At 67.2% G+C, this 11738-nt stretch carries 11 protein-coding genes; 7 read left to right on the forward strand and 4 right to left on the reverse strand.

Features of this window, described 5'->3' with window-relative positions; genetic code table 11:
* Positions 1-43: 43 nt before the first annotated feature.
* Together AC3WMU_RS10225 and AC3WMU_RS10230 are read left to right on the forward strand one after the other, a co-directional pair.
* Positions 44-961: a GlxA family transcriptional regulator gene (locus AC3WMU_RS10225; protein WP_492282263.1), complete on the forward strand. Its 918-nt coding sequence runs from the start codon at positions 44-46 to the stop codon at positions 959-961.
* Between the two features lies 1 nt (position 962).
* Positions 963-1343: a zinc ribbon domain-containing protein gene (locus AC3WMU_RS10230; protein ID WP_492282264.1), complete on the forward strand. Its 381-nt coding sequence runs from the start codon at positions 963-965 to the stop codon at positions 1341-1343.
* Here AC3WMU_RS10230 and AC3WMU_RS10235 read toward each other — a convergent pair.
* Positions 1340-2062 carry an SDR family oxidoreductase gene (locus AC3WMU_RS10235; RefSeq protein WP_492282265.1) on the reverse strand — a complete coding sequence of 241 codons (723 nt, stop codon included), beginning with the start codon at positions 2060-2062 and terminating at the stop codon, positions 1340-1342. The genes AC3WMU_RS10230 and AC3WMU_RS10235 overlap by 4 nt on opposite strands.
* Entirely contained in the window at positions 2059-3054 is a 996-nt protein-coding gene (locus AC3WMU_RS10240) for a Bug family tripartite tricarboxylate transporter substrate binding protein (RefSeq protein ID WP_424625269.1), read from the reverse strand. The genes AC3WMU_RS10235 and AC3WMU_RS10240 overlap by 4 nt, the downstream gene beginning before the upstream one ends.
* A gap of 123 nt (positions 3055-3177) precedes the next feature.
* On the opposite strand from AC3WMU_RS10240, the gene AC3WMU_RS10245 reads away from it, so the two are divergent.
* From AC3WMU_RS10245 to AC3WMU_RS10260, 4 genes are all read left to right on the forward strand, one after another.
* Positions 3178-4218, forward strand: coding sequence for a cyclase family protein (locus tag AC3WMU_RS10245; protein ID WP_424625270.1), 1041 nt, complete (start codon positions 3178-3180; stop codon positions 4216-4218).
* Positions 4219-4221: 3 nt separating this feature from the next.
* On the forward strand, positions 4222-5838 hold the full coding sequence (locus AC3WMU_RS10250) for an AMP-binding protein (RefSeq protein ID WP_492282266.1): 1617 nt from the start codon (positions 4222-4224) through the stop codon (positions 5836-5838).
* Between the two features lie 2 nt (positions 5839-5840).
* Positions 5841-6584: a GntR family transcriptional regulator gene (locus AC3WMU_RS10255; protein WP_492282267.1), complete on the forward strand. Its 744-nt coding sequence runs from the start codon at positions 5841-5843 to the stop codon at positions 6582-6584.
* Positions 6585-6729: 145 nt separating this feature from the next.
* The gene (locus AC3WMU_RS10260) at positions 6730-7989 is read left to right on the forward strand and encodes an ABC transporter substrate-binding protein (protein ID WP_492282268.1); all 1260 of its coding nucleotides are present in this window, start codon (positions 6730-6732) and stop codon (positions 7987-7989) included.
* Between the two features lie 15 nt (positions 7990-8004).
* Here AC3WMU_RS10260 and ertE read toward each other — a convergent pair whose 3' ends face one another.
* Together ertE and ertD are read right to left on the reverse strand one after the other, a co-directional pair.
* Complete coding sequence (gene ertE, locus AC3WMU_RS10265) at positions 8005-9279, reverse strand: N-carbamyl-l-glutamate amidohydrolase ErtE (RefSeq protein WP_492282269.1); 1275 nt, start codon at positions 9277-9279, stop codon at positions 8005-8007.
* Between the two features lie 8 nt (positions 9280-9287).
* Positions 9288-10643, reverse strand: a complete 1356-nt coding sequence (gene ertD / locus AC3WMU_RS10270) for a hydantoin-5-propionate amidohydrolase (RefSeq protein WP_280027758.1) — start codon at positions 10641-10643, stop codon at positions 9288-9290.
* Positions 10644-10743: 100 nt separating this feature from the next.
* Between ertD and AC3WMU_RS10275 the strand changes: the two genes are divergently transcribed.
* A complete protein-coding gene (locus tag AC3WMU_RS10275; protein ID WP_006224145.1) occupies positions 10744-11634 on the forward strand; it encodes a LysR family transcriptional regulator in 891 nt (296 codons plus the stop codon).
* Positions 11635-11738 lie beyond the last annotated feature (104 nt).

Consider the following 11738-nt stretch of genomic DNA (forward strand, 5'->3'; position numbering starts at 1 on the left):
AACGCCCAGCATAGGCGGACGCGCCCAGCCCGTTGCGCCACAAATGGCGGAAAACGCGCCACAACGCGTGCTGTTCGTCCTGTTCGACGGCTTTCAGCCGCTGGACCTGGCAGGCCCTTGGCAGGCATTCAGTTCGGCAAACGAAGAGGCGGGAAAGGCGCTGTACCAGTTGAATACGATCGCCGCTGAACGCGTCGTCAGCACCTGGGAGCAAGGGCTGCGCATGCAGGTGGACGGCACCTTCGAAGAAGACGGTGACGCACCGGTGGATATGCTGCTGGTGCCAGGCGGCCCCGGCGTCGACCGCGCCAGCTCGCACGCGGAAACTCGCGCCTGGCTGCGACGCCGCGACGCCGGCGCCGCACGCACGTGCAGCGTCTGTACCGGTGCGTTCGTCCTGGCCGCGGCGGACCTGCTCAACGGCCTGGCCGTCACCACGCACTGGCGCTCGGCGGACCGGCTGCGCCAGATGTACCCCGCGCTGCGCGTGCAGGACGACCGCATCTTCATCGAAAGCGGCAAGTACTGGACCTCTGCCGGCGTCACCGCAGGCATCGATCTGGCGCTGGCCCTGATCGAACGCGACCATGGCGCGGCACTGTCGCAGCAGGTGGCGCGCCGGCTGGTCGTCTTCATGCGGCGCGACGGCGACCAGCGCCAGTACAGCCAGAGCCTGCGCCTGCAAGACCGCGTCGCCGTACCGTTCCGCGATCTGGTCGAAAAGATTGAAGCGCACTTGTCGGCGCGCTGGTCGGTGGACGACATGGCGGACGCCTGCCATATGTCGCGGCGCACCTTCCAGCGCAAATTCGCGGCGCACTTCGGCGTGGCGCCCACCGAAGTGCTGCGGCGCCTGCGCGAAGAACGGGCCAGCGCGCTGCAAAGCACCGGCAAAATGCCGCGCAAGACCGTCGAGCAGCATGTGGGACCATTGCATAAAAGGCCGGAACGGCTTTCCTGACATGCCGATCACCGACAGCCCCTGCCCCGAATGCGGCCATCCCCAAGCCACGCGCACGCAGGGCATGAGCCTGATTGCGGAATGCGCGCATTGCGGCTGGATGGTGGCCACGACCAATCCCAACCACCCCTTCCATGACCGAACGCCCTACACAGTGCGCGCGCGTGCGCAAGGCATCGCGCGCGGCACCGCCATCGCCCGCCTGTCGGCAACCTTGGGCACCGGCGTCCCCGCCGCGCGCGCCATCCTCGACCAGGGCCTGCCCTTGGCGGAAAACGTTTATGCGTACGAGGTGATCCGGCTGCACAAGCTGCTCTGGCCGCAAGGCCTGTCGCTGCAGGTCACGCCGGAATTCACCTGGGAACTGGACGACAGCCTTTAGCCCGCCAGCCCCACGGACATGCCGCCGCACACGTACAGCAGTTGCCCCGTGATGAAGCCCGCGCGCCGGTCCAGGAACAGGGCGACGCTGTGCGCCACCTCTTCCGGCTGCCCGACCCGGCCCACGGGGATGGAGGCTTCCAGCGCCAGCGTCTTCGGCTGGCCGGGCGGGTTCGACTGGTTGAACAATTCGGTCGCGATCGGGCCTGGCGCAACGGTGTTCACGGTGATGCCGTCGGCGGCCAGCTCCAGCGCCCAGGTGCGCGTCATGCCGGCCAACCCCGCTTTGGACGCGCCGTACACCGTTCGCCCGGCCTTGCCCAGCGCGGCGCGGCTGCCGATGTTGACCACGCGTCCGTAGCCCGCCTGGCGCATGCCCGGCAACAACGCCTGCAACAGCAGCACGGGCGCCGTGACATTCAAGGCCATCGTGCGCAGCAGGTCTTCCTCGGAAACGTCCTCGATGTTGGCGACCTGGATCATCCCCGCGTTGTTGACCAGGTGCAGCACCGGCCGCTCGGCCGCCAGCTCGCGCGCCGCCTCGCGAGTGGCCGCCGCATCGCCCAGGTCGACCGAGCGGAAGGTCTCGCCGGGGAGCAGTTGGTCGGGCGCGCGGCGGCTGAAATTGACGACCTGATAGCCGTCCTGCACCAGCCGCGCCACGATGGCGCGGCCGATGCCCCGGCTGCCGCCGGTGACAAGTGCGATGGGGGTGTTCATTGCGCGGTGATTCCTTTGTCTTTGATGAGTCCGCCCCATTTCTTGCGCTCGTCGCGCTCGAAGGCCGCCAGGTCGTCGCCGAAAAGCGTACCGGGTTTGGCGCCCATGGTGGCGAAGTTGGTGGCGATGGCCTGGCTTTGCAGGCCGCTGCGCGCGGCATCGATCAATTGCTTGACCACGGGCGCCGGCGTGTTGCGCGGCGCGTACAAGGCGAACCACGCCGTGACGTCGAACCCGGGCAGACCCGACTCCGCAACGGTGGGCAGGTTCGGCACCGACGGATCGCGCTCGCCGGATGTGACGGCCACCCCGCGCACCAGATTGCCGTCCTTGATCTGCGCCAATGCGCCCGGCAGGTTGTCGAACAGCAGGTCCACCTGGCCGCCCGCCACGGCCGGCAAGGATGCGGACGTGCCCTTGAACGGCACGTGCAGCATCGCCACCCCCGCCATCGATTCGAAATACGCGCCCGTCAGATGGACCGACGATCCGATCCCGGGCGAGGCATAGGTCAGCTTCTTGTCGGGCGATTGCTTGGCCGCCTTGATGACGTCGGCCACGGTCTTGTACGGCGATTTGGCGCTGACGGCGATCACGTTTGGGGTCGTGGAGACCAGCGCGATCGGTACCAGATCCCGTTCGGGATCGAACGTCATGTTGCTGTAGAGAAACTGGTTGATGGTCTGCGTGCCGATGGTGCCCAGGCCCAGCGTGTAGCCGTCCGCCTTCGCGCGGGCCACGTACGCCATGCCGATGTTGCCGCCCGCGCCCGGCTTGTTTTCCACCAGCACGGTCTGCTTCAAACCCGGTTGCAGCGCATTGGCGATGGCGCGGCCGAAGATGTCCGCGCCGCCGCCCGGCGGATACGGCACGACGACGGTGACGGGGTGTTCGGGATAGCCGGCGGCCTGGGCCGCGGGTAGCGCCACAGCCGCCAGGGCGGCGGCGGCAAGCCAGCGCCGCGCGGCGCGCGGATGCACGAATTGCGTCATGAATTTTGTCTCCTATCGAACTCGCTTATTGCGGGTTTCTTCTTAAGGCTTTCGCGGATACTCAAAGTACGTAAATACGTACTATAGTTATAAAAACATAGAAAACGGATAGGAGACAAGCAAATGAAACGCTGGACGCAACGCCCGGAAGGGTCCACCTGGGGCGACTTCGGGCTGGACGACGAACTGGGCCGGCTGAACCTGCTGACGGAAGAAAAGGTGTTGCAGGGGGTGCGCGAAGTGCGCGCGGGCAAGGTGTTCTGCCTGTCGCTGCCGCTGGACCTGCCCGGCGGCAACGTGCTGAATCCGCGCCGCCATGCACCCACGCTCAAGCCCACGTTCCGCGAAGGCACGCCCTACCTGAATTTCGCGATGTCGCAGGTACAGCCCGAGGCGGTCGACGTGCTGTCGGATGACCAGGTCACGCTGTCCATGCAGTACTCCACGCAGTGGGACGGCCTGTGCCACGTAGGCGCCCTCTTCGACATCCAGGGCGACGGCCAGGCCCGCCGCGTCTATTACAACGGCTACGCCGCCGGCGTCGACGTGTTCGGCGGCGCCGATCCCGACACGTCGGGAGACGCCTGCTGCCCGCCAGGCGGCTCGTATGCCCGCAAGCTGAGCATCAGCCGCTACGCCGAAAAAGGCATGCAGGGGCGCGGCGTGCTGGTGGACCTGGCACGCGCGTTCGGCCCCGGCCGCACACTGGTGGGCCACGAACAACTGCAGCGCGCCATGCGCGACCAGAACGTCGTCGTCGAGCCGGGCGACATGCTGGTGCTGCGCACGGGTTTCGCCGAACGCTTGGTGGACATGAACGGCCAGCCCGATCCGCACGTGCTGGAACAGACCGGCGCCGTGCTGGACGGCGCCGACGCGGCGCTGCTGGACTGGATCACCGCCAGCGGGGTCGCCGCCCTCTGCGCGGACAACTACGCCGTGGAGTCCTATCCCGCGCGCACATCCGGCCCCGGCCATTCGATCCTGCCGCTGCATCACCATTGCCTGTTCAAGCTGGGCGTGCCGCTGGCGGAACTCTGGTACCTGAAAGACCTGGCCGATTGGCTGCACGCGCAGGGCCGCAACCGCTTCCTGCTGACCGCTCCGCCCTTGCGCATGCCGGGCGCGGTGGGCTCCCCCGTGACGCCGATCGCCACGGTGTAAGCCATGTTCGTACCGACTTCGACGTTTTCCGGCCACCTCGACGCGCTGGCCGCGCGCCGCCCCGAGGCAAGCCTGCTGATCGACCAGGACCAGCGGATCAGCGCCGCGCAGTTGCGCGCGCAAAGCCGGGCACTGGCCGCGGGGCTCGCCCGCATCGGCGTGCGGCCTGGCCACCGCGTGGCCGTCTGGCTGCCCAACTGCGCGGCCTGGGTGGAATCTTTCCTGGCCTGCGCGCACCTGGGCGCCGTGGTGCTGGCCGTCAACACGCGCTTTCGCGCGCTGGAAGTAGCCGACATCCTGGGCCGCGGGCAAGCGGACTGGCTGGTGTTCTGGCCGGGCTTCAAGGGCATCGATTTCCAGGGCATTCTTGACGGCGTCGACCCCGCTCAATTGACGCGCCTGCAAGGCGTGGTGGCGCTGACCGGGGCGGACGACGCCGCCCCGGCCGCCGTCCCCGGCATACCGGTGCACCGCTATGCGGACCTGCTGGCCGCCGACACCCCGCCGCCCGCCCCGCACGGCAACGCCGGCGTGCTGTGCTTCACCACATCGGGCACCACGTCCAAACCCAAGTTCGTCCTGCATGACCAGCAGACCTTATTGCGCCACGGCGCGGCGGTCGCGCAGGCCTTCGGCTACGACGACGACAGCTGCGTGCTGGCCAGCGCGCCGTTTTGCGGCGCATTCGGCTTTGCGACGCTGGTGGGCGGCCTGGCGCAAGGCGTGCCTGTGGTCTGCGCGCCGGTGTTCAACGCCGCGGAATCGGCCCAGGCCGTCGCCCGCCATGCCGTCACCCATACGTACGCCAACAACGAGGCGCTGGTCGGCATGATGCAGGCCGCCCCGCCTGGCGCCTTCGCCTCGGCGCGCCTGTTCGGCTTCGCCAGTTTCACGCCCGCGCTGGACAACATGCTGGACCTGGCCCGCGAGGCCGGCGTGCCACTGACCGGCCTGTACGGGTCCAGCGAACTGATCGCGCTGGTGGCGGGCCAGCCGCGCGATCCGGCAGACGGCGATGTCTCGGCGCGCCATCAGCCCGGGGGCACGCTGATCTATCCCGACGCCCGCGTACGCGCCCGCGACCCCGAATCCGGGCAGGTGCTGCCGCACGGCCAATCCGGTGAAATCGAAATCCTGTCGCCCAGCCTGATGCAAGGCTATCTCGACAACCCCGAAGCCACGCGCCACGCCGTCACGGACGACGGTTATTTCAAGACGGGCGACCTGGGCTACACGCTGACGCCACGCCAGTTCGTGTTCCAGACGCGCATGGGCGATTCCCTGCGGCTGTCGGGCTTTCTAGTGAACCCGGTTGAAATCGAGCAAGTGGTCGAGACCCTGCCCGGCGTGCGCGCCTGCCAGGTCGTAGGCGCCACGCGCCAGGGCAAGATCGTGCCTTACGCCTTCGTGCTGCTGCACGAGGGCGCCACGGCCGATCCCGACGGCTGGACGGCCGCCTGCAAAGCTGCGATGGCGGGCTTCAAGGCGCCCGCGGGCTTCACGGTGCTGGACGCCTTCCCATCGGTCGAGAGCGCCAACTCGGTCAAGATCCAGAAGCACCGGTTGCGCGACATGGCAGACGCTATGCTCTCGGATCCTTCACCGCCGCCCGCCCCCTGACCATGTCCGCCCGCAAGCTCTTTTCGCACAGCCCCCAGCCGCTTTACCTGCAAGCGGCGGCGCTGTTCCGCAGCCATATCCAGAACCGCACCTGGCGGCCGGGCCAGCAGATCCCGCCGCTGGAATCGCTGATGGAAACCTATGGCATTTCGCGGGCGACCATCCGCCAGGCGTTCGGCCTGCTGGAGCAGGACGGGCTGATCCGGCGCTCGCGCGGGACGGGCACGTTCGTCAACGCCGAACTGCCGGAAACGCCTACGCTGCTGATCCCCAAGACCTGGGCCGAAACCGTGGAACTGAGCAATCAGCTGGGCACGGTGTCGCTGGTGGAATCCAGCGCCGACTCGCCGCTGCCCGACACGCTGGGCATGCCCTGCGAGGCCGACCGCAGCGGCAGCTTCCAATATCTGCGCCGCGTGCACACCACGGAGGCGGGCCCCTTCTGCTATAGCGAGGTCTTCCTGGAAAGCGGCCTGTTCCGCAAGCATCGCGCCCGCATCCAGAAAAGCACCGTCGCGCCGGTGCTGGACCAGTTCTACGGCGCCCGCATCACCGAGGCCCGCCAGGTGCTGAACGTGATCGAGGCCGGCCAGGAGTCCGCTGAATCCTTGCAGATTCCAGTGTCGTCGCCCGTGGCCGAGTTGCGGCGCTATGCCTGCATCGATGGCCGCGTGGTGTATTTCGCGCGGCTGGAATTCCCGTTCCGCAAAGTGCGAATGGAATTCGACCTGCTGACCCAGCGTTGATCCCCCCGACCCCGACCGCCCAAGGAGCCTACCCCGCCACCACGCCCCCGTTTCGCGGCCCGACCCAGACCCACATAGAGCGCGGCATCACGCCAATCAAGCGCCAGCAGGTTCCAGACAGATCCGGCACAAGAGGAGACAAACCATGGCTAACGCCAACACGCCCCGGATTTCATCGCATTGCCGCAGCACGCTTACCCGTTTGTTCACCACCACCGCCATCGCCGCCGCCCTGGCCGCCCCTGCGCACGCGCAATCTGCCGCCGTCTCTGACGACATCGTCCGGCTGGGCCTGATCCTGGACATGAGCGGCGTCTACGCCGACGTGACGGGCAAAGGCAGCGCCACCGCCGCCGAAATGGCGATCGCCGACTTCGGCGGCACGGTGCTGGGCAAGAAGATCGACCTGATGGTGGTGGACCACCAGAACAAGGCAGACATCGCCGCCGCCAAGGCGCGCGAATGGTACGACACCCAGAAGGTGGACGCGATCATGGACGTGGCGGGCTCGGCGCCCGCGCTGGCCGTGCTGGAAGTGGCCCGCGAAAAGAAAAAGATCGTCGTCTTCAGCGGCCCCGGCACCGAACGCATCACGAACGACCTGTGCTCGCCCTATTCCGTTCACTACACCTACGACACCTGGTCGCTGGCCAACACCACCGCACGCGCCACCGTGGAGAAAGGCGGCAAGACCTGGTACTTCCTGACGGCGGACTACGCCTTCGGCCACACGCTGCAGGCCTCCGCCACCGAAGTCGTCAAGGCCAATGGCGGCACCGTGCTGGGCGCCTCGCGCCATCCGCTGGGATCCAGCGATTTCGCATCCTACCTGCTGCAGGCCCAGGCCAGCAAAGCCCAGGTCGTCGGGCTGGCGAACGCGGGCGGCGACACCGTGAACGCCATCAAGGCCGCCAGCGAATTCGGCCTGACCAAGGGCGGCCAGAAAATGGCCGGCTTGCTCTTGTACATCAACGACATCCACGCCATCGGCCTGGAAGCCGCCGCCGGCCTGACCCTGACCGAGGCCTTCTACTGGGACATGAACGACCAGACCCGCGCCTGGTCGCAGCGCTACTACGACAAGCTCAAGAAGATGCCCAACATGAGTCAGGCGGGCACGTATTCGTCGGTGATGCACTACCTGAAGGCCGTGCAGGCAGCCGGCACCGACGAACCCGTGGCCGTCATGAAGCAGATGAAGGCCCTGCCCATCAACGACTTCTTCGCCACCAACGGCCGCATCCGCGAAGACGGCCGCATGGTGCACGATATGTACCTGTTCGAAGTCAAGCAGCCGTCTGAATCCAAACGGCCGTGGGACTACTACAAGCTGGTGGCGACGCTACCCGGCGATCAGGCGTTCATGCCCTTGTCAAAGTCGACCTGCCCGCTGGTGAAGAAGTAGGCGGCAGCACCCCGCTTACGCGCGCAGCACCCGGTCCAGCTCCAGCACCGACTGGTACAGGACCCGGGTGCCGTCCAGCAACTGCGCGGGTTCGATCCATTCTTCCGGGCAGTGGCTGCGGCCATTCAGGCACGGGATGAAGACCATGCCGATGGGGCCCGTGGGCGCCATGTACACGGCGTCATGGCCCGCGCCGCTGGGCAGGCGCATCGACGCGTAACCCAGCTGGTCGGCCGCGGCCTTGACCGCGTCCATCACCAGCGGCGAACAGTCCGTGGGCTGCGCGCGGCTCAGTTGCGTGAAGCCTGCCGTCAGGCGCAGCGCCTTCAGGTCGTCGGCCACGCCCGCCATCAGCGTTTCCGGGAACGCGTCCAGCACGGCGTTGCTGTCGCTGCGCATTTCCAGCGTCAGCTCCACCCGGCCGGGCACGGCGTTGGCGGCGTTCGGCGTCATCGACAACCGGCCCACCGTGGCCACCACGTAATGCGGATTGCCGCTGGCGGCGCTGGCCTGGCGGCTGGCGGCATCGATGATGCGGGCCGCGCCCACCAGCGCGTCGCGGCGGATATCCATGGGGGTGGTGCCGGCATGATCGGGCTGGCCTTCCACCACGATCAGCACGCGGCGGATGCCCACGATGTTGGTGACCACGCCGATCGGCAGGCCGCGGCTTTCCAGGACGGGGCCCTGTTCGATATGCAGTTCGACAAACGCCGCGGTGTCACCCGCGCCGCGCAAGGGGGCATGAAGCGCCGCCGGGTCGCCGCCGACGCGGGCAATGCCTTGGGCCAGCGTCTCGCCGTCGGGGTTGCGAGCGGCCAGCATGTCGGCCGTCAGTTGGCCGGAGAGCGCGCGGCTGCCCACGCACGAGATGCCGTAGTCGCTGGGTTCTTCGGACAGGAAGTCGATGACTTCGAACGGATGCGCCAGTTCGATGCCGTGTTCCTGCATCGTGTGCGCGACTTCGATGCCGGCCAGGACGCCGATGATGCCGTCGAAACGGCCGCCGGCCATGACGGTGTCGCAATGCGAGCCGGTGGCAATCGGCTTGCGGGCCGGGTCGCGCCCGGCGCGGGTGCCGATCAGGTTGCCGCCCGCGTCCAGGCGGGTGGCCAGGCCGGCGGCTTCGAATTCGCTGCGCAGCCAGGCGCGAGCCTCGTCGAACAAGGGCGAAAAGGCGCGGCGCGTCCATGGGACGTCGGGCAGGGTGAAGCGGGACAAGGCTTCAACGCGCGACCACAGGCGGTCGGCATTGAGCGGCGGAAAGGAAGGAAGTTCGGCGAGAGTCATCGTCGTCCTCATGCCTGGCGCGGGCGCAGGAAGCGGCCATCGCCCTTCTGGTTGACGATGCGCTGGCCGTCGTAGACCTGCTGGCCCCGGCACCAGGTGCCCGCGACGCGCACGGTGAACTCGCGCCCTTCGAACGAACTCCATTGCACCGCCGACAGGCTGCCCGCCGGATCGAAAGCGTAGCGTTCGGGCTTCAGGATCACGATGTCTGCGTCCTTGCCAACCTCAAGCGTGCCCTTGCGGTCATCCAGCAGGAAATGCCGGGCCGGGTTGCTGCTGAGTTGCCGCACGACCATCGACGGCGAAATGCCGTGCTCTTCGCAGCCAGTCCAGAATGCCGGCAGCAGCGTTTCCAGGCCGGGACCGCCCGACGAATTCTTGAAGACGTTCGGGTTCTGCTTGCGTTCCAGGCCCCAGCTGACATGGTCCGACGACACGAACGTGCATTCGTCGTTGGCGATGTGCGTCCACAGCAGGTCCACTTCGGCCTTGGGCCGGATTGGCGGATAGTGCTTGGTCTTGGCGCCGAAGCGGCGGGTATGTTCCTCGTGATTCAGCATCAGGTACTGCACGCAGGTCTCGATGCTGGCGTGATGGCCTTTCTGCCGGTACATGTTGCAGATCTGGAAGCCGCGAGAGGTCGACACGTGCACCGCGTGGGCGCGCGCGCCCGTTTCCGCCCCGATCTCGTAGATCAGCGCGGTGGCCAGGTTTTCGATCAGCGGCGTATGCGCCCGCATGAACGCGTCCCAGCCCGTGTCGCCGGCGTCAACCAGGCGCGCAATGTTCTTGCGCGTCATCTCCTGCATCTGGTTGTGCACGCCGCAAGCCAGCCCGGAAGGCGCAATCAGGCGGAAGGCGTCGTAGAGGTCGTCTTCCTCGATGCGGGGAAAGCGGCCCGGCGTGGCTTCGAACGTCGAGAACTTGAAGGCGCAGACGCCACCTTCGATCAGCCCGGCGGCCGCCTGCAGCCCATGCTGCGGGTTCAGCGTGCCGAACAACGCAACGTCCACATGGCAGTCGCGCTCGACTTCGGCAATCTTGGCGTCCAGCTGCGGGCGCGAGGCGACGGGTTCCGGATCGTCGTAGGGCATGTCGACCATGACGGTGACGCCGCCTGCCGCCGCCGCGCGGGAGGCCCAGCCCAGGCCTTCCTGGTTCAGCTGGCTGCCCGAATGCACCTGGCCATCCACCACGCCGGGCATGATCCACATGCCGCGCGCGTCCACGCTGTCACGGCCAGCGGGCGCCACGCCCGTGCCCCGCTGCGCGATACGGCCGTCACGCACCGCCAGCCAACCGTCCATCGCCACCCCGTCCGGGTCCACGATATTGCCGCGCACCACCAAATCGAATTCGCTCATGACCGCTTCCATCCTGTGTTGAGTGTTGGAAGTGTAGTAACGGCCCAAGCAAAACGTCTTATGCTTATATGTGCGTAGGAATTAACATCAGGTTAAGCATATGAAACTCAATCTGCGGCAGATCGAGGTCTTCCGGGCCATCATGCTCAGCGGATCCATCAGCGGCGCGTCCAAGCTGCTGTTCGTCTCCCAACCCGCGGTCAGCCGGCTGATCGCCTATACCGAACAACGCCTGGGACTGATGCTGTTCCAGCGCATCAAGGGCCGGCTGTATCCCACGCCGGAGGCGCGCCGCCTGTTCGTCGAGGTGACGGCGCTGTACCAGAACGTGCAGCGGGTCAACGAAGTGGCGGACAACCTGGCCGAGAACCGCGAGGGCCAGTTGCGCCTGTCGTGCAGCCCCAGCCTGGGCCAATCCCTGCTGCCGCGCGCCATCGCGCAGTTCCGACGGCAGTTCCCTGAGGTGCGCATCGTGCTGCAGACGCTGATTCCTTCAGTGATGCTGCAGTCGCTGTTGACGCAGCAGGTGGAGTTGGGCGTGGCGTACATGCCGGTGGACCATCCCAGCCTGGCCTGGCAACCCCTCTATGAAAACCGCATCGTCGCCGTGCTGCCCAAGGGCCACGCGCTGGCGGGACGCAAGCAGGTGACCGTGAAAGACCTGGTCGACGAACCGCTGATCGGCTACAGCGCCGACATCCCGTTCGGCATGCTGATCAACAAGCTGTTCGGCGGCGGCGATGCGCAGCCCGAACCACGTATCGAAGTGCAGCAGGCCCACGTGGCCTGCGCCCTGGTCCAGGCGGGCGCCGGCGTGGCCCTGGTGGACGAGATCACCGTGGCCGGCCCGATCTGGTCGGATGTGGTGACCGTGCCCATCGTCGGAACCGTCAACGCGCCCGTCAACGTGTTCCACCTGCAGCTTCAGCCCTTGTCACGGCTGGCGCAGGCGTTCATCGACGTGCTTCATACGATGGACCAGCGCCCCTAGGGCACGGCCCGCGGCTGCGGCGCAGTCCCTGGGGATATCCCTTAGGGCGCCAGACCAAGGCGCAGCAGCTGCGCTATGAGCCGCCGCGATCCATTAACACGATG

The sequence above is a fragment of the Achromobacter sp. FW305-C-13 genome (genome assembly GCF_058783475.1).